19 protein-coding genes are annotated in these 25241 nt (G+C 33.6%); 8 read left to right on the top strand and 11 right to left on the bottom strand.

From position 1 onward, the window contains the following. Positions 1-30 precede the first annotated feature (30 nt). Both uvrA and BM296_RS14975 read left to right on the top strand, forming a co-directional pair. Positions 31-2811, top strand: coding sequence for an excinuclease ABC subunit UvrA (gene uvrA, locus BM296_RS14980; RefSeq protein WP_091904139.1), 2781 nt, complete (start codon positions 31-33; stop codon positions 2809-2811). Between the two features lie 151 nt (positions 2812-2962). Further along, on the top strand, positions 2963-4177 hold the full coding sequence (locus tag BM296_RS14975) for a hypothetical protein (protein ID WP_091904138.1): 1215 nt from the start codon (positions 2963-2965) through the stop codon (positions 4175-4177). A 73-nt stretch (positions 4178-4250) separates the two neighbouring features. On the opposite strand, the gene BM296_RS14970 is transcribed toward BM296_RS14975, so the two are convergent. After that, positions 4251-5120 (bottom strand): RluA family pseudouridine synthase, encoded by an 870-nt coding sequence (locus tag BM296_RS14970; protein WP_091904136.1) that lies wholly within the window; start codon positions 5118-5120, stop codon positions 4251-4253. Positions 5121-5252: 132 nt separating this feature from the next. Here BM296_RS14970 and BM296_RS14965 point away from each other — a divergent pair, with 132 nt between their 5' ends. Continuing rightward, positions 5253-6290 (top strand): AI-2E family transporter, encoded by a 1038-nt coding sequence (locus BM296_RS14965; protein ID WP_091904134.1) that lies wholly within the window; start codon positions 5253-5255, stop codon positions 6288-6290. Here BM296_RS14965 and BM296_RS14960 read toward each other — a convergent pair whose 3' ends face one another. From BM296_RS14960 to BM296_RS14945, 4 genes are read right to left on the bottom strand one after another with little or no spacing between them, the layout of a single operon-like run. Continuing rightward, on the bottom strand, positions 6291-7745 hold the full coding sequence (locus BM296_RS14960) for an oligosaccharide flippase family protein (RefSeq protein ID WP_091904132.1): 1455 nt from the start codon (positions 7743-7745) through the stop codon (positions 6291-6293). After that, entirely contained in the window at positions 7745-9016 is a 1272-nt protein-coding gene (locus BM296_RS14955) for a glycosyltransferase family 4 protein (protein ID WP_091904130.1), read from the bottom strand. Before BM296_RS14955 ends, BM296_RS14960 begins: the two co-directional genes overlap by 1 nt. Then, positions 9016-11451, bottom strand: a complete 2436-nt coding sequence (locus tag BM296_RS14950) for a YfhO family protein (RefSeq protein WP_091904128.1) — start codon at positions 11449-11451, stop codon at positions 9016-9018. The genes BM296_RS14955 and BM296_RS14950 overlap by 1 nt, the downstream gene beginning before the upstream one ends. 32 nt (positions 11452-11483) lie before the next feature. Beyond that, complete coding sequence (locus tag BM296_RS14945) at positions 11484-11681, bottom strand: DUF4834 domain-containing protein (RefSeq protein ID WP_316930013.1); 198 nt, start codon at positions 11679-11681, stop codon at positions 11484-11486. Positions 11682-11824: 143 nt separating this feature from the next. Here BM296_RS14945 and BM296_RS14940 point away from each other — a divergent pair, with 143 nt between their 5' ends. Further along, positions 11825-12910, top strand: coding sequence for a transporter (locus BM296_RS14940; protein ID WP_091904126.1), 1086 nt, complete (start codon positions 11825-11827; stop codon positions 12908-12910). Between the two features lie 88 nt (positions 12911-12998). Then, positions 12999-14117: a GTP cyclohydrolase gene (locus BM296_RS14935; protein WP_091904124.1), complete on the top strand. Its 1119-nt coding sequence runs from the start codon at positions 12999-13001 to the stop codon at positions 14115-14117. 67 nt (positions 14118-14184) lie between these two features. Here the strand turns inward: BM296_RS14935 and BM296_RS14930 are convergent, their stop codons facing one another. The 3 genes from BM296_RS14930 to BM296_RS14920 all read right to left on the bottom strand — a co-directional run bounded on the left by BM296_RS14930 (position 14185) and on the right by BM296_RS14920 (position 18739). Beyond that, positions 14185-15444, bottom strand: coding sequence for a cysteate-C-fatty acyltransferase (locus BM296_RS14930; RefSeq protein ID WP_027066558.1), 1260 nt, complete (start codon positions 15442-15444; stop codon positions 14185-14187). 118 nt (positions 15445-15562) lie between these two features. After that, entirely contained in the window at positions 15563-16603 is a 1041-nt protein-coding gene (locus BM296_RS14925; RefSeq protein WP_027066557.1) for a cysteate synthase, read from the bottom strand. Between the two features lie 78 nt (positions 16604-16681). After that, complete coding sequence (locus tag BM296_RS14920) at positions 16682-18739, bottom strand: S9 family peptidase (RefSeq protein WP_091904122.1); 2058 nt, start codon at positions 18737-18739, stop codon at positions 16682-16684. Between the two features lie 125 nt (positions 18740-18864). Here BM296_RS14920 and BM296_RS14915 point away from each other — a divergent pair, with 125 nt between their 5' ends. Together BM296_RS14915 and BM296_RS14910 are read left to right on the top strand one after the other, a co-directional pair. Further along, complete coding sequence (locus BM296_RS14915; RefSeq protein WP_091904120.1) at positions 18865-19191, top strand: YbaB/EbfC family nucleoid-associated protein; 327 nt, start codon at positions 18865-18867, stop codon at positions 19189-19191. Positions 19192-19232: 41 nt separating this feature from the next. Continuing rightward, positions 19233-19685 carry a thioredoxin family protein gene (locus BM296_RS14910; protein ID WP_091904885.1) on the top strand — a complete coding sequence of 151 codons (453 nt, stop codon included), beginning with the start codon at positions 19233-19235 and terminating at the stop codon, positions 19683-19685. Positions 19686-20099: 414 nt separating this feature from the next. On the opposite strand, the gene BM296_RS14905 is transcribed toward BM296_RS14910, so the two are convergent. After that, positions 20100-21200 (bottom strand): OmpA family protein, encoded by a 1101-nt coding sequence (locus tag BM296_RS14905; protein WP_091904880.1) that lies wholly within the window; start codon positions 21198-21200, stop codon positions 20100-20102. A gap of 183 nt (positions 21201-21383) precedes the next feature. On the opposite strand from BM296_RS14905, the gene BM296_RS14900 reads away from it, so the two are divergent. Further along, positions 21384-21710, top strand: a complete 327-nt coding sequence (locus BM296_RS14900; RefSeq protein WP_027066552.1) for a YegP family protein — start codon at positions 21384-21386, stop codon at positions 21708-21710. On the opposite strand, the gene BM296_RS14895 is transcribed toward BM296_RS14900, so the two are convergent. Next, positions 21696-22718 (bottom strand): threonine aldolase family protein, encoded by a 1023-nt coding sequence (locus BM296_RS14895; RefSeq protein WP_091904118.1) that lies wholly within the window; start codon positions 22716-22718, stop codon positions 21696-21698. The genes BM296_RS14900 and BM296_RS14895 overlap by 15 nt on opposite strands. Positions 22719-22739: 21 nt before the next feature. Continuing rightward, entirely contained in the window at positions 22740-25148 is a 2409-nt protein-coding gene (locus BM296_RS14890) for a zinc-dependent metalloprotease (RefSeq protein ID WP_091904116.1), read from the bottom strand. Between the last annotated feature and the right edge of the window lie 93 nt (positions 25149-25241).

Here is a 25241-nt window from a genome sequence, read left to right as displayed (position 1 = left end):
AAGCGTATCTTTGTAATCATAGATATTTGTATGCCTACATTAGCCGAAGTAAATCCGAAAGAAAACATAATAATTAAGGGTGCAAAACTGCACAATCTTAAAAATATAGATGTCGTTATCCCTAGAAATAAACTCGTAGTAATTACAGGTTTATCTGGTTCTGGTAAATCTAGCTTAGCTTTTGACACACTATATGCAGAAGGTCAAAGACGCTATGTAGAAAGTCTTTCTTCTTACGCAAGACAGTTTTTAGGAAAATTAGACAAACCAAAGGTCGATTATATAAAAGGTATTGCCCCGGCAATTGCCATAGAGCAAAAGGTTAACTCTACCAATCCTAGATCTACAGTTGGTACCACTACCGAGATATATGATTATATAAAACTATTATATGCTCGTATTGGTAAGACCTTCTCTCCTATTTCTGGGAAAGAAGTAAAAAAACATACTGTTACAGATGTAGTAAATCATGTAAAAACATATGATGAGCAGACCAAGCTTTTACTTTTGGCACCTATTACCATACGCGAAGATAGAGATGCATTAAAATCATTAGAACTTTTTTCTAAACAAGGTTATGCTCGAATTAAGTATAAGGGCAAAGTTTTACGTATTGATCAGGTTCCAGAAGATATTGGTAAAAATTTTGACCTGGTTATTGACAGAATAATAACCAAAGACGATGAAGATTTTTATAATCGTTTAGCAAATGCAGTAGATACAGCATTCTTTGAAGGTAAAGGAGAATGTATTATTGAGCAATTAGAAGACGGCAAACAAACTCCTTTCAGTAATAAATTTGAGTTGGATGGCATGTCTTTTCTTGAGCCAAATGTTCACCTTTTTAGTTTTAACAATCCTTATGGTGCATGCCCTAAGTGTGAGGGCTATGGTGATGTTATAGGTATTGATGAAGATTTAGTAGTACCCAATACAGCATTATCCGTATACGAGAATGCTATTTTTCCTTGGCGTGGCGAGAGCATGAGTTTTTACCGTGATCAGTTGGTAAACTCTGCTTACAAATATGATTTCCCAATTCATAAACCTTGGTATGAACTTACTGAAGAACAGCAGCAACTAGTATGGGATGGGAATGCCCATTTTATAGGGTTGCATAAATTCTTTGGAATGTTAGAGGAGAAAAGCTATAAAATACAGAACAGGGTGATGCTTTCTAGATATAGAGGCAAAACCAAATGTAATGTTTGTAACGGTAAACGTTTACGTCCAGAAACAGATTATATAAAAGTAGGTGGTGCATCAATCTCTTCTTTGGTAGGTTTATCTATAGAAAAACTAATTGTTTTCTTTAATGACCTTAAACTAAATGATAATGACGCTACTATAGCAGCAAGGCTTTTAGTAGAAATAAATACTCGATTAGGATTTTTAGATAAAGTTGGTTTAAACTATTTAACAATTAATCGTAAATCTAACACCTTATCTGGTGGGGAAAGTCAACGAATTAATTTGGCAACATCTTTAGGCAGTAGCTTAGTAGGCTCTATGTACATATTAGATGAACCAAGTATTGGTTTACACCCAAGAGATACAGAAAATCTTATTGAAGTTTTAATATCCTTAAGAAACTTAGGTAATACCGTAATTGTAGTAGAACATGACGAAGATATCATGAAGGCTGCAGATGTGGTTATTGACATAGGTCCTGAAGCTGGTACAAATGGTGGTGAGGTAGTTGCTCAAGGAACACTTAAAGAGATATTAAAATCTAATTCTTTAACTGCGCAATACTTAAATGGTAAAATGGAGATTAAGGTTCCAAAAGAGCGTAGAACTTCTAAAAACCATATTACAATAAAAGGTGTTCGCGAGCATAACCTTAAAAATATAGATGTAACCTTTCCTTTAGATATGCTAACGGTGGTTACAGGAGTATCTGGTAGTGGTAAGAGTACCTTGGTTAAAAAGCTCTTATATCCTATTATCTTAAAAGAAACAGGAGGATACGGAGAAAAAGCAGGTCAACACTCCGCTGTAGAAGGAAAATTTAAGCATATAAAACATGTAGAATTTGTTGATCAAAACCCAATTGGTAGATCCTCTCGTTCTAATCCTGTTACGTATATAAAAGCATATGATGATATTAGAAACCTATATGCTAATCAAAAATTAAGCAAAATAAGAAATTATCAAGCCAAGCATTTTTCTTTTAATGTAGATGGTGGGCGTTGCGAGAAATGTAAAGGAGAAGGTGAAATTACTGTAGAAATGCAGTTCATGGCAGATGTACATTTAGAATGTGAAACCTGTGGTGGTAAACGATTTAAAAAGGAAGTACTTGAAGTAACCTTCAATAATGCAAATATTGATGATGTTCTTAATATGACTATTGATGATGCCATTCAGTTTTTTGAAACTGGAGAGCAAACCAAGATAGTTACTAAACTAAAACCGTTACAAGATGTAGGTTTAGGCTATGTAACCTTAGGTCAGTCATCTTCTACCCTATCTGGTGGTGAAGCCCAACGTATTAAATTGGCATCCTTCTTAATTAAAGGAAGCACAAAAGACAAAGCGCTTTTTATTTTTGATGAGCCAACTACTGGGTTACATTTTCATGATATTCAAAAATTATTAAAGTCTTTTAATGCCCTTATTAAAAAAGGACATTCTATTGTTGTAATAGAACATAATATTGAATTAATAAAATGTGCCGATTATATAATTGACCTGGGACCAGGTGGTGGAGAAAATGGCGGTCAGTTATTAGCGGAAGGTACTCCAGAAGAGGTCATAAAAAATAAAAAATCATATACCGCTAGTTACTTAAAAGAGAAACTAATGTAATTTAAACACCCACAAAAAATACATAACCCATTGATTATTAACAAAATAATCAATGGGTATTTTTTTTGGCACGCTGTTTGTAATACACTAAAGGAATGTAAATATTTACATTTAGAACAACTGCTCAAGGGGCAGATTTAAACCTTATATTATGAAAAACTTAGTACTACTTTTTACAGCGATGATTTTAGGCACCACAGGTGTTTTCGCCTCAGGTATTAGCGAAGATAAGGTTGCAAATAGCAATACTTATAGATACGATAACTCTTTTATTTTTATAGAAAGCGGAATTACTTTTTCTGTTTATCCAGATGGTGAATTTGATTTCTATATCGAAAACCAAGTAACCGGTAGAAAAAATGGAGTAACATTTAATTCTGGTTATGATTATAGTCCATTTGCTCAATACGATGATTATGGTGCAGTAATTCAGGTAGAGAATGTGCCTATTTTTTATGACTACTATGGTCGTGTAAGCGAAATTGGTGATGTAGATATTAATTACTCAAATAATAGAGTACGTAGTGTAGGTAATATGCATGTGTACTACAATAACAATGGGTTCTATGATTACCATACAGGATATATTAATGTATATAATAGAAATTATGTATACCGTCCTTTTCACAGATGGTTTGTTAGACCGGCAATAGGATTTAGTTTCGTATATAACAGTCCTTACAGAAGATATTATACACCAGTTAGATATTCTTATTACAGTCCTTATAGAAACAATTATAGAAAATCTTATGTATCAGTTGGTAAGCAACATAGATATAATAAAATTAGAAATAACAGATCTACTATTTACAGAAACGATAAACGTGTAGCAGTAAGAGACAATTCTTATAGAAGTAATAGAAGTGTAGCAAAAAGAAATAATGCTATAAAAAATAATAGAACAATTGCTTCTAATAATACGACAAGAACTAATAGAAGTTCTACTGTCAACAGGTCTACAACAGTAAGACGTAGTAACGCCAATAGCGGTAGATCTACACAAAGTAGAACAGTAACTAGAAGTTCATCTAACAATGGCACGGTAAAACGTGGTAATAGCTCGGCAGTTCGAAGTACGCCAAGTAGAACGGTTACTAAAAGAGAAGTAATAAAAACACCAAGAAGTACAACTGTAAAAAGAAGTACTACAACATATAAGAAACCAGTTAGCAGAAGTTCAAATACAAGAACTGCAACGAATACAAGAACGCAACGTAGTACTACCGCTAGAACAGCGACTAAAAGTCCATCTAGAAGTACAAGTACGGTAAGTAGAAGTTCAAATTCTAGAAAGGTTAGTAAAGCTCCATCTAGAAGCTCAAGCTCTAGAACAAGTACGGCTACTAGAAGTAGTAGAAGAAATTAAAAATAGTTTTTAGGTTGGTTAGTTGTTTAGCGCCGTAATGAATACGTTCATTACGGCGCTTTCTTTGTACTAATCATTTATCCTTTTTAGGGAATAGTTTTTTAAACTTTTTAGGAAGTTCTAAAACAACGTGAAAGTTTTCATTAGTTACAGGATGGTTAAACTCAATGGATTGTGCATGTAAATACAAGCCCTTTCCTTTTAATTGAAGACCTTCTAAAAAATAGCTAGCATCACCTAATATAGGGTTTCCTATACCCAACAAATGTTTTCTTAATTGATGACGTCTACCAGTTTGTGGGTTCAATCTAACTAAGTTGAGAAAAGTAAATCGTTCAGATTTTACCGTTTCAACAACTTCAAAAGTAGAAATTGCGGGTTTACCATCTATATCCAAATCTATTGTTCCGGTAGTATTCATAGCTCCTATAGTAATCGCAAAATAGGTTTTACTAATATTCTTATGCTCAAATAGTCTATTTAAATCAGTAATTACACTATTCGTTTTTCCCACCAAAAGCAATCCAGTAGTGGCATAATCCAAACGATGTGCTGGTTGGGGATTTACAGCATCTTTAGCCAAGCTTTCCTTTAAATTTTGGACCAAAGCATTTGCAACGGTTTTGAATCCATTTCCACTAACAAGTATACCTGCAGGCTTATTAATCACTGCCAAATAATCATCTTCGTATACTATTTCTAGATTAAGCTTAAGTCTTGTTTTAGCCACACTTATTGCTGGATGATAATATTCTATAATATCACCACTAACAATTACTATTGCTGTTGTTGCAATAGAACCATTAACAAATACGTGCTGTTTCTTAATGGCTTTTTTTAAAGCAGATTTAGTAGCTATTTTTTGAAACACCCCTACTCCATACTCTTGCAACCTTGTTGGTACAGTATTCTTATCAGCAATATGTATTTCTTTTATCTGCATACCAATACATCAAAGTTAGTAAGGTTTTAATCGATTTCTACATTATTAATTTTTGAACTACTAAAAAATTGAAGTGAGTTAATGAGGGTGAACGTTTAGGTCTACTTTTCTGAACTCCAAGAAACAATCATCATGAAAAAAATAAATCATAAAATACTAAGGCAACTGATTATACTGACATTGATAATTTTTCTTGGAGGGCTAATTATTAAGTATATGCTTCCTTATATTTCTGGTGTTTTAGGAGCATTAACTTTATATGTAGTTCTTAGAAAGTGGATGCTAAAACTTATAAACAAAGGGGTTAAAAGAACATGGGCTTCAATGCTATTGATTTTTGCTTCCTTCGTTGGCATTTTTGTTCCAATAACAGGTGCTGCATTTATGTTAAGCTCACAACTAGATAACTTTACCGATAAATCTGAACAAGTAACCAAAGCTTTTAAAGAACAATTATTTCAGCTAGAAAAATATGTTCAATACGATATCTCATCGGCTATTGACCCAGAACAAGCTTCTGGTTGGTTAACAGATAACTTACAAGGTTTTGCAAGTGGTACTTTCAACATTTTAATCTCTTTAGGGATTTTATTATTTCTGCTTTATTACATGCTAAAGAGTCCAAAACAATTAAAAGAATCGCTTTTAGAATACATTCCATTAAGTAATAAAAATTTGGTTACATTAGGTAAAGAAATAGACAATGTTGTTCGTTCAAATGCCATTGCAATACCCTTAGTTGCTGTAGCTCAAGGTTTCATAGCACTTATAGGATTTTATATTTTCGGAATTGAAAATCCGCTTTTTTGGTTTGTAATCGTAACCATAGGATCAATGATTCCATTCATTGGTACATTCATTGGCATATTTCCAGTATTTGTATTGAGCCTTGCTAGTGGCGAAGATTTTCAAGCATGGGGAATTTTGCTCTATGGCATCCTTGTAGTAGGCATGACCGATAATGTAATTCGTTTATTTGTACTAAAAAAACTAGATAGCACACATCCGCTAATTACATTAATTGGAGTATTAATTGGTATCCCTTTGTTTGGATTTGTTGGACTTATTTTTGGTCCGCTGATTATAAACCTATTTTTAATAATCGTTAAAATTTACAAACAACAATACGGTCTTCAAAAAGCACCACAAAAAAGCACGAATCAAATGTAATTAGCGATTTAGAAATTTATTCAAAACACCATACACGTCTTCTGATATTTTAAAACGATACAGAATACCTACATACACAACAATCATTAGTATACTTTTTAGACCAATGTTTATAATGGGATGAAATGGGAAAGAAACAAAAGAAAATATAGCACCAACTACTATAAGCAATGCCAGAACTTTAAATGTTTCATTGGTAAATGGAAGTATTTTAAACTTAAGTTTTACATACCCTAATTTTAGAGTATTGTAAATAAAGAAAGCGCTAAAACTAGCAATAGCCGCACCATTGATGCCATAATTAGGAATTAACCAAAGATTAAAAACAATTGCTAAAGCAGCCAATAATACGCCGAAAAAAAGGATAGAACGGTAATAATCAGAATTGAATAAAATAGAATTATTATTACCTAAAAGTGCATCATACACCTTAACCAACCCTACCCAAAACACAATCATAAATCCACCAGAATATTTTTGAGGAAGTAACTCATAAAGTTCATTTAGGTTCAATAAAATAAGTAGGAAAAGAATCCCCGAGACAATAAATAGTGTCAATGAACTTTTCTGATATAGCTCCTTAAGGGCAGACTTATTTTTCTCATTCAAGTATTTAGCTGTAAGTGGATAGGTAATTTGATGCATTGCTTTTGTTGGCACAGCTATAGTTGAAGCAATAAAACCGGCAACAGCGTAAAATGCCACATTTTCCAGTTCTAAAAAATTATTCAACATTACCTTATCGACCTCCATTAAAACGATTGCTGTGGATCCGCCAAGAATTATTAATCCACTGTATTTTACAATAGTTACCCAGTTAGAAGGCAGTTTAAAATTTAGATGTGGTTTCCGTAAACTATAAGCATAGATTTTCATAATTATGGTACGTACTAAATAAAAGCCTACCAATGCATTTATAAAAAAATCAATATCGATTACCTTAACCCATAGAAGTATCAATAATATAGTTTGACCAACTCTACAAAAAATCTCCTTCATAAAATTACCAAACATCGATTTCATTCTAATTCTAGCCCAGGCATAAAACACTTCAAAATATGCCATAGCCATACCTACTAAAAAAATATGCCAAACATAATCACGGACAATAGCATTCTGCCTTGAAAGTAAGTTACCTATAGCATCATTTGCTATATAGCTTACAATTGCAATAGGTATAATAAGAACCAAAGGAAGTAAAACCATTAATGTCAAAAATGAATCTTGACGCTCCTCGTTTTTAAAATTCGAATAAAATTTAACCAAGCTATTTGGAACACCAAAAGCCAAAATTGGTGTTAAAACTGCAGACACCGATAAGATAACCTGTATTAATCCATAATTATCTGGTTGCATAAAATTGGTGTATAAAAACAAGGTATTGGCAGCACCTATTGCAAAACCTATATAGGTTACAATAGTGTTGTTCAATGACTGTTTTAGTACGATTCCCATTAAATATATTCAGCTAATTTTCGGGTAAGCTCCCTTCTACTATATTGCTCAATAGCATTTGAGTCTATTTGCAACTTACCCACTTGAAATTGTTCAAACCATTTTAAAAGTACGTTTTTCAAAGCAATATCATTAGAATGGTCAAATATGTGTCCAGTTTTAGTTTCTTCAACTATACTAGCCACTTCCCAGTTTTTAGGACCAACCCCTAAAATTGGTCGTTTCGCTGCCATGTATTCAAATAACTTACCGGGAATTATACCAATGGTATCTTGCGAATCTATTTCAACTAATAATAATATTTGAGAAGTTTTTTGATAAGCTAATGCCTCTTGATGAGAAACGTAGCCCACAATTTCAATAAACTCATACAAACCCAAATCTTTCAAAGTAGCCAGTATTTCATTACTAACTACGCCAACAAACCGAATACAAAGCTTATTCTTAAAATCAGTATTACTTCTTACCAATTCAGATAAGACTTTCCATAGCTTAATAGGATTTCTACCACTTAATAAGGAACCTATATGTGAAATAGTAAATTTGGAATCAAGCTTAAAATTGGTCTCTTCAACGTTGTCAAATCCATTAGTTATCACCTGTATTGGCTGACAAGTTATATTTTTAAATTCTTTTTTTGTGGTCTTACTAGTAACAATAATTTTATCCGCAGCATTTAAAACATCAGACTCTAATTTTTTATGTTTCTCTTCAGAAGATGAAGTCAGTTTAAGTTTTTTATGATAACCTATGGTTGTCCATGGATCTCTGAAATCGGCAATCCAGTTTAATGTCCGAGCTTGTTTTAAATAATAACCAATTAGATGTACACTATGTGGCGGCCCTGTAGTAATAATGGTATCTATTTTTTCTTTATCTAAAACCTCCTTTAAAAAACTAACCGAAGGTTTCACCCAAAATTTCCGTGCATCGGGTATAAAAAGATTTCCACGTACCCACAATAAAAGCTTTTCAAGTAAAGACTGATTTTTACTCTGAATAATTCCTGAACTAATACGCTTTGTTTTCTTACTTGAAAACAAGGAAGCTATACGGTATGGCTCTGTTATTTTATGCCTATAAATAATTAAATCAGAAGGAATTTCTTGCAAAAAAGATTCATCCAATAAAGGATAATGTGGGTTATCAGGAATATAAAGAACAGGCTCAATACCGAAGTCTCTAAGGTATTTTACAAATTTGAGCCAACGTTGAACTCCCGGTCCGCCAGCAGGTGGCCAATAATAAGTAATGACCAAAACCTTTCTCATTATACTTCTTCTTCTTTTTTAGACCTCAAAAAAGAAAAACCTAATCCGCCGACTATAACAAGACCTAATAAAATAGTACTAGCTAAGGTAATTTTACTACCTACAACAACTACGTTAGGTTCAAACTTAAACTCAATTTTATGCTCTCCAGAAGGAACATTAAGTGCTCTTAGTACATAATTGACTTTGAAATAATCACTTTGTTTTCCATCTATATAAGCGTTCCATCCATTTTTATAATACATTTCAGAAAAAACTGCCACGCCTTCGTTGCTATTTTTAGATGAATATGTCAAGTGATTTGGTTCATAGTCTACCAAAGAAATAGACGCCGTTGAATCTACCTGATATTCTAACGGTGAAATATCTTTAAAGTTAGAAGAATTAATAACCGCAACATTTTTGGTATCCAAACTGTCTAAAGCCATAATTTCCGCATCCGCATTGACCACCGGTTTCAATTGTGAAATAAACCAAGCGTTTCCATTAGCATTAGGATTTTCAATCGGAAAAGAATTCCCCTCCTGATCTTTTCTGATGACATATTTAATATTCATCATATTCAGAATAGACATGTTACCATTATATACATGAAAATCGAAAAGGTCTTGCATACCCGCTGGCTTAGCCGCATGGTAGCCAGTTATACTTTGATGAAAATATGCTGTTTTTGCAGAATCAAAACCATCTGTCTGATCAAAGACACGAAACACGCTATTATCTTTGGCTATTATTTTATCTGCTGCAGATTCTTGAAAAGGCTCTAACATTTTACGTTTAGACACAAAATTGTCATTATTAACGTATCGTAAATCTACCCCAACTAAATCCACCACCACTAAAACCCCGATGGCAATAATCAAGAAATTCATTTTCAATTTCTCTTTCAGATACAACCAAATCAACAATGCAGTACCTAGCGCAAAAGCTAACGAACGTAATAAATCGCTAGTATAAACACTCTTACGATCCAAGCGAAGCATTTCTGGCAACTGCTCCAGACCGGTCATTCGCAAATTATCATCAGCAGCGCCTACAAAATGAAAAGCACCTTTAAAAATGAACAACACAACACCTAGACCTAAAATTATTGCGGCAGACAAAGTCAAAGACCTCATTTTATCAGCTTGTGCCACTTTATCTTTAAACAACTTTTTCAAGGCAAGAATAGCCAAAATTGGCACACATAATTCTAAGACAATCTGTATAGAAGATACTGCCCTAAACTTATCGTACAAAGGAAAATAGTCGATCATAAAATCAGTAAGAATACTGAAATTTTTACCCCACGATAATACCAATGAAAGTAGAGACCCAAATAACAACCACCATTTATGTTTTCCCTTCACCAAGAATAAACCTAAAATAAACAGGAAGAATATTACGGCTCCTAGATATGCTGGTCCAGAGGTACCTGGTTGTTCACCCCAGTATAAAGGTAGCCCGCTTACAAAATCTAAAGCACTAGATCTTGGCAAACCTTTATCAATTAAATAATTAAAAGACTTAGAATTCTCGCCTAAATTTTCTTGGCTTCCTCCACCAAACAAACGAGGAACAAATAAATTCAATGATTCTGTAATACCATAACTCCAATTGGTAATGTACCCTTTACTTAAACCACCGGTATCTTCCTTTGGTGAACCATCTGGATTAATTGTTAATTCACTTTTACCACGTGTACTCCAATCGGCATATTCCTTAGTAGCCATTAACCCTGTAGCATTAGCTGCAATACCTAAAGTTACCGCTAACAATAAAATACCTACTGAGATGAAAAAATGTTTTAGCTGTTTCTCCTTTATAGCATAAATTAGATAGACTACACCTAACACTACTACTAAAAGCATGAAATAATACGTCATCTGATAATGGTTGGCCGTAATTTCTAAAGCCATGGCCAATGCAGTCAACACAAACCCCCAGAGATATTTTTTCCTAAAAACTAACACAATACCAGCTAACAGAACAGGTAAATATGCCAAAGCATGTGCCTTGGCATTATGCCCAGCACCTAAAATTATAATAAGATAGGTAGAAAACCCAAAAGCTAAGGCCCCTACTATTGCTAGTTTATAATCAACTTTTAAGCAACAGAGTAAAATATAAAAACCTATGAAGTACAGAAATAGGTAATCTGCCGGTCTTGGTAGAAAACGAATGACACGGTCTAATTTTTTAATATAGTTATGTGGATAATTTGCCCCTAATTGATAAGTTGGCATACCGCCAAAGGCACTATTTGTCCAGTATGGTTCTTGGTCTTTAGATTTTCTAAAATCATTTTGTTCTTTCGCCATTCCCGTATACTGGGCAATGTCATGCTGATACATCACTTTCCCTTGAAGAACAGGACTAAAGTATGCCAATGCAGCAATGATAAAAAATACGACAACAAAAAAATGGATGAAAAAGAATTTTAAGCCTTGCTTCATTTGCTAAATAAGTAGTGTTTTTACAAAGATAACTAGTCTAGCTCTTCAAAATCAATGTATTCACCTACTTTTTCAGAATCTGCCTTTTTTCTTGACGGTTTTTTATTGATAATAACACTCTCTTCTTCTTGTTCTTCAAAAGGGCGTTGATTATCAAACGCTTGCCTAAAATGCGATTCGGTTTTCTTTGCTGCGTAATTCAATATTTTCGGCGCAAATAACTTTGCCAAAAATTTTAGCAAGTAATACACCAAAAGAATAATTAATATAGTTTTTAAAAAAGCCATTTATTACAACTTATATATATCAAAAATACAATTATCACGTTGTATATAAAGAATCATACTATTAAAATAAATATAAAATCGTGTTCATGAATAGTCTTTTTGCCTACACTAAATCATATCAATACGTATTAAGCTTCATCTTTCTTCTACCTCTGGTAGGTATTTCTCAATATACAGATGTTATAAATTCTAATAGACCAGGAATTTCTGTTAGTGCTTATGCCGTTGGAAAAAATGTAGTACAGGCAGAAATGGGCTTGTTTTACGAACAACAAGACCATAGTCTATTAAACACCCAATCTGATATTTGGGGCACCGATATTTCGTTACGCTACGGACTTTTGTTTGAAAGATTAGAATTGAATTATGAAGGCACATTTCAAGATCAAAACATCACCTATTCCAATTTTGATTTACTAGCCAAAAGAAGAGATTTCTCAAGAAATCGATTAGGACTAAAGTTTCTCGTTTATGACCCTTTCAAAAACCCTGAAGCCAACAAACCAAATCTTTATAGCTGGAGAGCTAATAATAAATTCCAGTTTAAAAATCTTTTACCAGCCGTTTCTCTTTACGGAGGTGTAAATTTTGTGCTAGGAGACAACCCTTTCTATATTGGAGAACCAACACTGTCTTACCGAGGTATGATCGCTACCCAAAGTCGTATAACTCCAAGATTTGTTTTAATTACAAATACTGCATATGATAGAATAAGTACCGATGACCCAGAATTGAGTTACACCATTTCATTATCACATGCATTTAGAAATCCAAAATGGAGTGTTTTTGTTGAGCACCAAGGCATACAAAGCGATCGATATGCAGATTTATTAATACGTGGCGGTATAGCTCATTTACTTAAAGAAAATTTGCAGTTAGATTTTAATATGGGTGCCAGTTTAAAAAACACACCTTCTCGTATATTCTTTGGATTAGGTGGATCTTACCGTATGGATTTTCACAAGGATAGTCTTAAACCAATTGAAGACCAGGAAGCTGATCAAAATGGCGGAGCTATAGATAAGAAGGCCATGAAAAAGAAAAAGAAGGCTGACAAAGAAAAAGGTAACGGAGCTGAAGATATTGACTTAGGTCCTTCAAAAAAGCAACTTAAGAAATTAAAAAAAGCAGAAAAGAAGAAAAAGAAAGATAGTAGCGAGATAGACTTTTAACTCTTAGCTTTCACATTCTATTTTTCACATTCAACTACTTTACTTTGTTGATTAATATTACTAATATTGGCACTTCTAAAGAAGTTCAATGATCACACTACATGAAGCCAAAACAAAGCAAGATTTAAAACGCTTTGTAACCTTTCCTTTCTCCCTATACAAAAATAACAAGTATTGGGTACCTCCTATCATCAATGATGAATTAGAGAGCTTTGACAGGGATGAAAATCCTGTATTTAAAGATGCTGAAGCATGGTTTTTTCTTGCCATGGTTGAGGGCAAAATAGTTGGTCGTGTAGCTGCGGTAATCAACCACCTAGAAATAAATCAGCAAAATGTAAAAAAAATGCGTTTTGGTTGGTTCGATTTTATTGACGATCCCGCAGTATCAAAAGCTTTATTGGACAAAGTTGCTGAAATAGGCAAAGTACACAACCTAGAATATATGGAAGGGCCCGTAGGCTTTTCTAACCTGGACAAAGTAGGAGTTCTCGTGGAAGGTTTTGACCATATTGGTACTATGATTACATGGTACAACCACGCTTACTATAAAGATCATTATGAAAATTTAGGCTTTGTAAAGGAAAAGGAATACATGGAAAATAAGTTTCCGGCTAAAAATGCAGACCCTAAACTTTTTACAAAATTGAATGATTTGGTAAAAAGACGTTACGGACTCAAAGAAGTAAACTTTACCAAAACAAAAGAGGTGATGCCTATGGCAGACGAGATGTTCGACCTTTTTAATGCAACATACGCAAACCTTTCTTCATTCGTACCTATTACAGAAATACAAAAAGCTTATTTTAAGAAGAAATACATAAGTTTTATAAATCCTGAATACATAAAGTTTGTAAAGGATAAAGAAGATAAATTAATTGCATTTGCCATTGTAATGCCTGCTTTCTCTGAAGCATTACAGAAAGCTAAAGGTAAATTATTTCCGTTCGGGTTATTCCATTTGCTACAAGCCAAAAAAAATAGCAAAGATGTTATTTTCTACCTTATTGGCATAGACCCAGAATACCAAAACAAAGGAGTAACAGCTGTTATTTTCAATGAGTACCACAAAACCTTTACGGATAAAGGAATTGATATGTGCTACAGAACACCAGAGCTAGAAGAAAATATTGCTATAAAACAAATGTGGAAGCACTTTGACCCTGTGGTTTACAAACGAAGAAGAACCTATAGAAAATCACTTTAATAAAGCATAAATAAAAAGCCCGGAATCTAAAATTAGATTCCGGGCTTTTTATAATATCATGGAGCTTTTATTCTCCCATTGCAGCAGCTACAGCCGCAGACAATCTTTTGTATGTACCGTTTTGTAAACGCTCACGAATAGAAGAGAATGCTGTTAACGTTTCTTCTACATCTTGCAAAGTATGTGTTGCCGTTGGTATTAAACGTAAAAGAATTAATCCTTTAGGTATAACTGGGTAAACTACGATAGAACAGAAAATACCATGATTTTCACGTAAATCTTTTACCAAAGCCATAGCTTCTGGAATACTACCATTTAAATAAACTGGTGTAACACAGCTTGTAGTAGTACCAATATCAAAACCTTTTTCTTTTAATCCGTTTTGCAACGCATTTACGTTTTCCCAAAGTTTAGCTTTAAGCTCTGGTTGGGTACGTAACATATCAAGACGCTTCAATGCTCCCTTCACATAAACCATTGGTAATGACTTAGCGAACATTTGCGAACGTAAATTATATTTTAAGTAATCTATGATTTCTTGATCAGCAGCAACAAATGCACCAATACTTGCCATAGACTTAGCAAACGTAGCTAAGTAAACGTCAATACCATCTTGTACACCTTGTTCTTGACCTGCTCCTGCACCCGTTGCACCTAAAGTACCAAAACCGTGTGCATCATCAACCAACAATCTAAAAGTAAACTTATCTTTTAAAGCTACGATCTCTTTTAATATGCCTTGTTCGCCACGCATACCAAAAACACCTTCAGAGATAACTAATATACCCCCACCAGTTTGTTCTGCCATTTTGGTAGCACGCTCAAGGTTTTTTTCTAGACTTTCAACATTATTATGAACAAAGGTAAAACGCTTACCCATATGCAAACGCACACCATCAATAATACAAGCATGACAATCTACATCGTAAACTATAATATCATCTTTAGTAACAAGGGCGTCAATAACAGACATAAAACCTTGGTACCCGAAATTCAGCAAATAAGAAGCTTCTTTATCAACAAAAGCGGCACACTCTTGCTCTAATTGCTCATGAAACTCCGTATGACCACTCATCATTCTTGCACCCATTGGGTATGCAGAACCATATTCAGCAGCCGCCTCTCCATCAACCTTCTTAATTTCAGGAAGATTCGCCAAGCCTAAATAATCGTTGATACTCCAGGTGATAACATCTTTTCCCTGAAATTTCATTCTATTAGAAATAGGACCTTCCAATTTAGGGAAAACAAAATATCCCTCTGCTTGTGAAGCCCATTTACCTAAAGGGCCTTTATTCGCTAAAATTCTATCAAATAAGTCTTTCATTGTTTAATTTGGATCTGTCTGCAAAAGTAAATAAATTTGATAAAAATTCATAAATTATTTACAATGCAAAAAAGTGGGCTATAAACCCACTTTTTTTATATAATATTTTGAATACTAATTATTTTATGTATTGAATTTCCTGCGTCTCCTCAACTGTATTATTATTCAAGAAACCTTGATCTTCCATCCATTGATCACTGTAAATTTTACTCATATAACGTGAGCCATGATCTGGAAAAATACATACAACATTACTATCCTTGTTAAATGTATTTAATTCATCTAATTGTTTAATAGCTTGCATTACCGCACCACTTGTATAACCAACAAAAATACCTTCTGTTTTAGAAATTTCTCTTGCAGTATGTGCACTTTCAGCATCGGTTACTTTGATAAACTCATCTATAGCACTAAAATCCGTAGCACCAGGAATCAAGTTTTTACCTAACCCTTCTATTCTATAAGGGTAAATTTCATTGGTATCCAACTTTCCTGTTTCATGATATTTTTTCAATACAGAACCAAAAGCATCAACACCAATAACTTTAATATTAGGGTTTTGTTCTTTTAGAAAACGAGCAGTACCTGAAATTGTACCACCTGTACCACTACAAGCAATTAAATGTGTTATTTGTCCACCTGTTTGTTCCCAAATTTCAGGACCTGTAGATTTATAGTGTGCCTCCATATTCAGTTTATTAAAATACTGATTTATGTAAATGGAGCCTTTTGTTTCTTTATGTAATCTCTTAGCCACCTCATAATAAGATCTTGGATCATCTGCACTTACGTGTGCTGGGCAAACATATACTTTAGCGCCCATAGAGCGGAGCATATCTATTTTGTCTGGTGATGATTTAGAGCTAACCGCCAAAATGCAATCGTACCCTTTAATGATACTAGCCATTGCAATACTAAAACCGGTATTACCTGAAGTTGTTTCTATTACCGTACTGCCTTCAGACAGTAAACCCGCCCTCTCTGCCTGCTCAATAATATGAATCGCAATTCTATCTTTAGAAGAGTGACCTGGATTGAATGCTTCTACCTTGGCGTAAAAATTACCTGTAAGGTTTTCTGCTATTCTATTTAATTTAACTAATGGAGTATTACCAACTAGTTCTAAAATATTGTTGTAAGCCCTGATCTCATTTTTCATAAGGGGGATCAATGTTTAGTTATTTTTAAAATCGAAATTTGTTAAAATTTCCGAGGCAAAGTTACCATTTTTTTTCCACTATGCGATTTTTCCTTCCAAATCTAAAAGAAAGGCATATTCCTTTGCTACCTCTCGCAAAGATTCAAATCTACCTGAAGCACCGCCATGACCTGCTTCCATATTGGTATTTAATAACAATAAATGGTTATCCGTTTTTAACTCCCTCAATTTAGCCACCCACTTTGCAGGCTCAAAATATTGCACTTGAGAATCATGCAAACCTGTTGTAACTAACATGTTAGGGTATTCTTGAGCAATTACATTATCATAAGGAGAATAGGACTTCATATACTCGTAATATTCTTTCTCGTTTGGGTTGCCCCACTCATCATACTCGCCAGTAGTAAGCGGAATAGAATCATCCAACATCGTAGTTACAACATCCACAAACGGCACTGCAGCAATAATACCATTATAAATATCTGGCTGCATATTTATAATAGCTCCCATTAATAAACCACCGGCAGAACCACCCATAGCGTATAAATGATTTGCACTCGTCATATTTTGTTCTATCAAATATTTAGAACAATCTATAAAGTCTGTAAATGTATTTTTCTTTTTAAGTAATTTACCAGTCTCGTACCATCTACGACCTAAATATTCGCCTCCTCTAATATGTGCAATAGCAAATACAAAACCTCTATCTAACAAGCTTAATCTAACAGTAGAGAAATAAGGGTCTATAGTAGAACCGTATGATCCGTAGGCATATTGCAAAATAGGAGTATCCTTATTTAATATCGTATCTTTTCTATAAACGACCGACATTGGTATTTTTTCTCCATCTCTAGCAGTTGCCCATAAACGAAGTTCTTTATAATTTTCTTTATCAAATTTACCACCAAGAACTTCTTGTTCCTTTTTAACTTCCTTCGCTTTAGTTCTCATGTTAAAATCAATAACAGAACTTGGCGTTGTCATCGAGTTGTAAGAATACCTTAAAATCTCTGTATCAAAATCAGGATTACTGCCAACATAAGCAGTATAGGTTTCACTTTTAAATGGTAAAAAATATTCTTCAGCACCATCCCACCTAACAATTCTAATTTTATTGAGTCCGTTTTCACGTTCAGATAATACGTAGTACTCTTTAAAAATATCGATATCTTCTAGAAGCACTTCTTGACGATGGGGAATAAACTCTATCCAATGTTCAGAATATGTTTTCTCTTCTGATGTGCGCATCAACTTAAAATTCTCTGCCTTATCCTTATTCGTTAAGATGTAAAAACTATCCTCATAATGAAAAATAGTATACTCCAAACCTCTTACCCTGGGAGAGAAAACCTCAAACTTACCATCAGGATTATCAGTAGATAGTATCTGAAATTCAGAAGTTAATGTACTAAAAGAACCAATTACCAAATATTTTTTAGATTTAGTACGGTAAATAAATGTACTAAACGTATCATCCTTTTCATGAAAAATCAACACATCATCAGAGGTTGGTGTTCCTAATTTATGTTTATAAATTTTATCTGAACGTAGCGTTACTGGATCTTTTCTTGTATAAAATAAAGTTTCATTATCATTCGCCCAAACGCCACCACCAGTTGTATTCTCAATTTTATCTTCTAAAATTGCACCTGTTTCAAGATTCTTGATTTGTAAGGTGTATTGTCTTCTAGAAACAGTGTCTACTCCAAAAGCCGCAAGTTTGTTATCTGGGCTTATTGCGATACCACCAAGACTAAAATAATCATGTCCTTTTGCCATATCATTGCAATTAAACATAATTTCCTCAGTAGCTTCTAAACTATGCTTAAATCTAGAATAAAGAGGATACTCCCCTCCTATTACATAACGAGTACTGTACCAATAATCATTCAATTTATAAGGAACAGAAGAATCATCCTCTTTAATTCTCCCTTTCATTTCTTGAAAAAGAGATTCTTGAAAATCTTTAGTATGTCCTGTTAAAGCATTGTAGTAATCGTTCTCTGCCTCTAAATATGAGATAACATCTTTGTTTTCCTTTTCATTTAGCCAATAATAATCATCTACCCGAACATCATTATGAATAACTAATTCTTTCGGGATTTTTTTCGCCTTTGGCGGATGTTTAATACTCATACAAACTTCATTATAAAATAAGAAAGCAAAAATAAGCTTAATTCATAGACCCCCATTTTATTGGAAGCAAAAACTGAAATACTCGTATTTTTAGTATTTTTACATCCTAAATTAAAAATGAAATTATGTTTGGAGATATGATGGGCATGATGGGAAAACTCAAAGAGACCCAACAAAAAGTTGAAGCAACAAAAAAAAGATTAGATACGGTAACACTAGAAGAAAAATCTAATGATGGTTTCGTTGCTGTGACTATTACTGCCAACAGAGAAATAAAGAAAATAGCAATAGATGACAGTCTTTTACAAGATAAAGAGCAATTAGAAGACTACTTAATCTTAACTTTAAACAAAGCCATACAAAACGCAACTAGAGTTAATGAAACTGAACTTGGAGCCGTTGCAAAAGAAGGCATGCCCAATATTCCAGGAATGGACTCGTTATTTAAGTAAGATTGGCAGGTTATTTGCAATTAACCTTTAAAATAATGATTATGAAGTACTTTGTTTTTTTTCTGATGATCCCGTTATTAGCTTCTGCACAAGCAGATTTTAATACCGTAGATGATTCTAAATGGCTTACTAATTATGATACTGCTATTTCAAAAGCAAAAAAACAACATAAAAATGTACTCGTTTATTTTACAGGGAGCGATTGGTGCCCACCTTGTAAAATGCTTAAAACTGATTTGTTTGACACAAGTGAGTTTCAAGAATTATCAAGCAATTACATTCTTCTTTATATTGATGTTCCAAGAAACAGAGACTTGTTGACTGAAAAACAAATGACCCATAACAAGGAATTGCTTACCAAATTAAATAAGAAAAAAGTTTTTCCTTTGCTAAAGGTTATTGATGATAAAGGAAAAGAGTTAGATCAACTATCGGGCTATAGTATGAACGGTGTTATTGATTCACATATTAAACTACTAGAAAAGAATAAATAGACTAATTTAGTTTAACGAATAAAAAGAGGGCTTACAATAGGTAAGCCCTCTTTTTGATTTAGAGTTTTATTTTTAAAAATTTAACTGATTATAATTCATTCAAACTGTAATTAAAACCATGTACCAATGCATAATTCATAATATGCCTAAACTACGTTTAATACTACTATTTGTTCCATATAAACAGTTACCAGCTAATAACAACATCACTTTTGTAAAAGATGTGCTTTATAAGCCATGACATTTCCCCGCTAGAATAGCTATCATTACATTATTATTAATCAATAGGATCAAGTATATAGAACAAGAACACTAATGTCTTAATTTTACACAATAATTGATTACCATTTAAAACATGTGTACAAATAAAGGGCTTACTTATGTAAGCCCTTTATAATTTCAATGTACTAAATACTAGTTATTGATTAATCTAAATTGAGTTCTTCTGTTTACTGCATGCTCTCTTGCTGTACAAGAAACACCATCTTTACATCTGTTTAATAATTTAGTTTCACCGTAACCATTTGCTACTAAAAGACTTGAGTTAACACCTTTAGTAATTAAGTAATCTGCAACTGCTTTAGCTCTTCTTTCTGAAAGATCTTGGTTAGAAGCTGCACCACCTTGAGAATCTGTATGAGAAGCTAATTCAACTTTTACTCCAGGGTTTTGAGCCAATACCGGCAACAATCTGTTATCGATTAAGTTTCTAGCTTCTGCAGTTAACGTTGCGCTACCAGACTCCCAATTGATAGGTAAAGCTTGGTACTCAACTAAAGCACATTCTACTTCTTTCCAAGTAGTTAAACCACCTTTTTCTTTTAAAACTTCTTTAGAGATAGTAGTAGTTTTTGCAGGAACTAATTCCTCAACTGTGTAAGCATCTTTATCTAAAACTGTTTTAGTAATTTCTCTGTATTCAGCAGGAATAATTTTTTCAACTACAGTAGCAGGAGAAATTAATACTGATTTAGTATACGAACCATTTTTAGAACCTAATGGAGTACTAGTTGTAGAAGCGGCATTTGCAAGAACTTGAGTTGAAACTGTTTCAAATTGTGCAGGATAACCTTTGTAACACCAGTATCTACAATCATCTGGATTACCTGACTCACAATCAGGAGCTGCAACACCCAATTCCCATTGTGCGTAAGCCGGCTTAATTTCTAAAGTTTGTGTACTTGGAGCAAAAGAAGCAGGTATAACCTGTAAAGAGTTTCCTCCACCTTTAGATACATAAGTTACAGTTTCAGTACCCCACTTTGCAGGAACAACTGTAAGAACTTTTTCTTCTGGTCTTACTAGTACACGCTCTGTAACCGTTTTAAAAGTAGCAGGAACCGTCTTTAAAACTTTATAAGAAGGATTAGTTGTAACGGTAGTTACTTCATTTACATAAACATCAGGAGTGGTACAACGTACATAACATTTACCAGGTTCTGGGTTTGATGGCAAATCTTGTGCCATTGCAAAAGAAGCTGTGAATGCAACTGCTAGAAATAATACTTTTTTCATTTTGATAGTGTTTAAAATTAATAATTGGTTATTTATATTTATTTGTTTGAACATTTGAGTTTGTCGTTTCAGCCAAGAGATAAAGTTTATTTTGAAACCTCAACAACTGCCTCAATGATTAAGACACAGTATTAATTGAAAAGTCACTAAAAAGCAGAGAAATAATTAATTATCTTTAATGATATGATTAAAATCAATAAAAAAGAGGGAGGGTCATTTCAGTTTATGCTGAAGTCTAATAATGGTAAAACTTTATTGGAAAGTATAACCTTTACCAGTGAAAATGAGCTAGATAAGACTTTAAAAGATATTAAGGCGCTAAAAGATTCCAACGGAAAATTCTTTGAACGTAGAACAAACACCGATGGTAAGTTTCTTGTAGAATTAAAAAATTCTTTTGGAAAAATAATAGGCTCCAGTGGATTGTACTCCTCTGAAGCCGGTATGGAAAATGGAATTTTAAATATTTCTAATAGTATTGATAAAGTAACAAAACTAGATAGACAGTAATTGTTTTAGTAATTCTTCATGCATATCATCTGTATAATCTAAATGAGTAACCATTCTTAGTTTACCTTGCCCCATTCCAATAATCAGAATATCTTTTTCCTTCAATTTATTTACGAACTGATCACTTGTCATAAAAGTTTCATCTATCTCAAATATGACAATATTCGTTTCAATAGGTTCTACCTTTTTTATAAATGATTTAGCAGCTAGCGTTTTTCCAATTTCTTTCGCTTTTTTATGATCTTCTGCCAATCTATCTACGTGATTATCTAAGGCATAAATTGCAGCTGCAGCTAAAAATCCAGATTGGCGCATACCACCACCAAATATTTTACGAATACGAATAGCTTTATCCATTTGCTCTTTACTTCCTAAAAGCAGTGAACCTACAGGACAACCTAATCCTTTACTTAAACAAACACTAATTGTATCGAAAAGTTGACCGTATTGCAGTGCTGTTTCATTTTTTTCGACCATGGCATTCCACAAACGAGCACCATCTAAATGGTACCCTAATTTATGCTCGTCACAAATTTTTCTAATATTTTTAAGCTCATTAAAATCCCAACATGTACCACCTCCTTTATTGGCAGTATTTTCAACACATACCAAAGTTGTTAATGGACTATGATAAAAATCTGGAGGATTGATTACAGACGCAACTTGAGATGCAGTCATTGTACCTCTATCACCATCTACAAGCCTACAAGAAACACCGCTATTAAAACTTACTCCGCCACCTTCATAATTATAGATATGTGCATACTTATCGCAAATTAACTGCTCGCCAGGCTGGGTGTGCAATTTAATTGCAGTTTGGTTGGTCATGGTACCACTAGGAAAAAATAACGCAGATTCCATTCCAAATAGTTTAGCTGCTTTTTCTTCTAAAGCATTAACTGTTGGATCTTCTTTAAAAACATCATCACCAACAACAGCCGACATCATTGCGTCTAGCATACCTGCAGTAGGTTTAGTTACCGTATCACTGATAAGATTAATTTGCATAGATAAACTGTAAAAATTGAATTAATGGAAACAACTCATTCCAATTGGCGAACCATCAGGAATCTTAGGCGAAGGTATTACTTTGAACAATTCTGGATGCTCTCTAAATGTTTTAATTCTTTTAACCATTTCTGCACTAATTGCATTTGAGCCAGAATCTTTAATCAATTGAATATTCAACTCATTTAATTTTTGAGAAGCAATCGCATTTACCTGCGGATGAACGTTTGTATGCCCTGCCAAATTCATTATATGAAATAACACTCTAAAATTAATAATGGTCTGGGCTTCACTTAAATAAGCATCTTTCTGCTTCTTATTAATAGTGGCTGCAATCAATTTATCTAAAACCTCATCTAAACCAACATTATCTATAGCAATTGCTTTTTGTTGAATTAATCTTGATGCTTTCTCTGGATGTAATAAAAACGTCAACGTCATATCTGAGGCAGTTTCAACGGCAGAAAGCGCATCAAAAGAAACTCCAGTTTTACCATTAATAGATTCTCTTGTTCTAGGCGTACCAAAAGCACGTGGTGGAAACAAGCTTAATTTATCTTTAGGTATTGCTATTTCATTTGCATCTAAAGTCTTTAAAACAACTTTTAACGCTTCTTCTTGCATTGCTTTATCTGCAATAGCAACAACTTCTTGTCCATCACCTTTTATGGCATAGTTATATTCTAACCCTCCTATAACCTTCGCTACACCTTCCGTCTGGTACCTATGAAAGAAATAAAGTGGTACAAATACATCTTCTAAAACCGAATACGGCGTACCTTCTTGAATATTATCTGCAGAAAAATTAGCTATAGCTACTTTCCGCAGCTTCAGCATATCATTTAATTCTTTACTAACATCAGTTCCATTATCCCATAGATGAGCCAATACATGGGCACTACCTTGTGGCCGTGCATCTTGATCTGTAATATAACGTAGTCCATCAGCCTTGGCTTTATCCAAAATTTTGTTCAGACCTTCTTTTTCATTTTCACCGTCATTAAAATTTTGATATGAATAAGCCACTGTAACCTTATCCCAATCCCCTATTCCTACTTCATAGGCTTTTGCAAAATCAACTTCACCATTTATTAATGAAAACTGCGGATGCGGATAATCCATAACCGATGACTTATCAGTCGTACTCGCCGCATAATTATGTGCAAAACCCAAAGTATGTCCGATTTCATGAGCTGATAGCTGACGAATACGGGCAATTGCCATTTCTAACATTGGCTGATAGTTATCATCTCGCTCAGCAAAAGGCTTGTTCACTAATGCTTGGGCAATTAAGAAATCTTGACGAATTCTTAAACTACCTAAACTTACATGACCTTTCATGATCTCGCCAGTTCTTGGGTCGGTTATACTACTACCATAGCTCCATCCTCTGGTTGAACGGTGTACCCATTGAATAACATTATAGCGAACATCTAAAGGATCAGCATCGTCTGGTAACATTTTTAATTGAAAAGCATCTTTATAGCCAATTGCTTCGAAAGCTTGGTTCCACCAACGACCACCTTCTAAAAGTGCAGAACGTACAGGTTCGGGCGTACCATTATCTAAATAATAAATAATTGGCTCAACCGCTTCACTAATTGCTGCTGTTGGATCTTTTTTCTCTAAACGGTGTCTTCTAATAAATTGCTTTAAAATATTAGATTCTACCGGCGTTGCGTAATCGTAATAATTAAAGGGAGAAGAACCTGATCTTGGGTCAAACACACGTTTTTCATATTTATCATCTGGCAACTCTATAAAAGAATGGTGTTCAGCTACAGTAACCAAATTAGCATTTGGGGATACACTTCTTATATACGCTCCTTTTGCTTCACCCTTAAAAGTCATGGTAACATCAAATTCCACGTTTTTAGGAAATGCTTTAGTTCTATCTAATGCAAATGCACTTTTAGATTTATCTAAGCTATACGAACCTTGCTCTGTTCTTTTTAAACGGTTAGACACACCGTGAGCATCTTGCATTAAAAAATCGGTAATATCAATAACATACGTACCGCCTTTCTCTTCTACAATAGGAAAACCGAATAAAACTGATTTAGCAAAAGCTTGCTCTACAGATTTACGTTCTAATACATTATCGGTAATCGCCCTATATTTCATATTCGGTTGAACCAACAATAGTTTGTTACCAGCTTTCTTAAAAAATACTACTTGCTCATCTCCTAATTGACCTCGATCTAAGCCTATATCATTACTACCAATACCACTACTTAAAGAGTATACGTATAAAAATTCTTTATTTAAATTATCAACTTCAAGATAAATCTTGTCCGTATTCTCATCATAGTAAAAGTCATAAAGTCCCTCATACTTTACAAAATCTTTCTTCTTATCGCTGAACTGAGCAGATAACATATTAAAGGACAGTATTACCAACCCAACTAGAAGTACATAATTCTTTCTCATTCTCTATTAGTTTTCCCTAAAAGTATAGAAAAACTAACGAATGAAAAACAGTAACCATGAACTAAATTATAAATACCATACTTGTTAAAAAAG

The sequence above is a fragment of the Maribacter stanieri genome, from assembly GCF_900112245.1.
GTDB lineage: Bacteria > Bacteroidota > Bacteroidia > Flavobacteriales > Flavobacteriaceae > Maribacter > Maribacter stanieri.
This window is presented reverse-complemented; position numbering and strand designations above follow the sequence as displayed.

Excerpts from the sequence above, each read along its gene's own strand:
- BM296_RS14960 (WP_091904132.1), bottom strand. The coding sequence starts at position 7,745 with ATGGGAATCGTACTAAAACAGTCATTGAACAACACTATTGTAACCTAT.
- BM296_RS14930 (WP_027066558.1), bottom strand. The coding sequence starts at position 15,444 with ATGAAAGACTTATTTGATAGAATTTTAGCGAATAAAGGCCCTTTAGGT.
- BM296_RS14965 (WP_091904134.1), top strand. The coding sequence starts at position 5,253 with ATGAAAAAAATAAATCATAAAATACTAAGGCAACTGATTATACTGACA.
- BM296_RS14900 (WP_027066552.1), top strand. The coding sequence starts at position 21,384 with ATGATTAAAATCAATAAAAAAGAGGGAGGGTCATTTCAGTTTATGCTG.
- BM296_RS14970 (WP_091904136.1), bottom strand. The coding sequence starts at position 5,120 with ATGCAGATAAAAGAAATACATATTGCTGATAAGAATACTGTACCAACA.
- BM296_RS14905 (WP_091904880.1), bottom strand. The coding sequence starts at position 21,200 with ATGAAAAAAGTATTATTTCTAGCAGTTGCATTCACAGCTTCTTTTGCA.
- uvrA (WP_091904139.1), top strand. The coding sequence starts at position 31 with ATGCCTACATTAGCCGAAGTAAATCCGAAAGAAAACATAATAATTAAG.
- BM296_RS14895 (WP_091904118.1), bottom strand. The coding sequence starts at position 22,718 with ATGCAAATTAATCTTATCAGTGATACGGTAACTAAACCTACTGCAGGT.
- BM296_RS14935 (WP_091904124.1), top strand. The coding sequence starts at position 12,999 with ATGATCACACTACATGAAGCCAAAACAAAGCAAGATTTAAAACGCTTT.
- BM296_RS14910 (WP_091904885.1), top strand. The coding sequence starts at position 19,233 with ATGAAGTACTTTGTTTTTTTTCTGATGATCCCGTTATTAGCTTCTGCA.
- BM296_RS14925 (WP_027066557.1), bottom strand. The coding sequence starts at position 16,603 with ATGAAAAATGAGATCAGGGCTTACAACAATATTTTAGAACTAGTTGGT.
- BM296_RS14915 (WP_091904120.1), top strand. The coding sequence starts at position 18,865 with ATGTTTGGAGATATGATGGGCATGATGGGAAAACTCAAAGAGACCCAA.
- BM296_RS14890 (WP_091904116.1), bottom strand. The coding sequence starts at position 25,148 with ATGAGAAAGAATTATGTACTTCTAGTTGGGTTGGTAATACTGTCCTTT.
- BM296_RS14950 (WP_091904128.1), bottom strand. The coding sequence starts at position 11,451 with ATGAAGCAAGGCTTAAAATTCTTTTTCATCCATTTTTTTGTTGTCGTA.
- BM296_RS14920 (WP_091904122.1), bottom strand. The coding sequence starts at position 18,739 with ATGAGTATTAAACATCCGCCAAAGGCGAAAAAAATCCCGAAAGAATTA.
- BM296_RS14975 (WP_091904138.1), top strand. The coding sequence starts at position 2,963 with ATGAAAAACTTAGTACTACTTTTTACAGCGATGATTTTAGGCACCACA.
- BM296_RS14955 (WP_091904130.1), bottom strand. The coding sequence starts at position 9,016 with ATGAGAAAGGTTTTGGTCATTACTTATTATTGGCCACCTGCTGGCGGA.
- BM296_RS14940 (WP_091904126.1), top strand. The coding sequence starts at position 11,825 with ATGAATAGTCTTTTTGCCTACACTAAATCATATCAATACGTATTAAGC.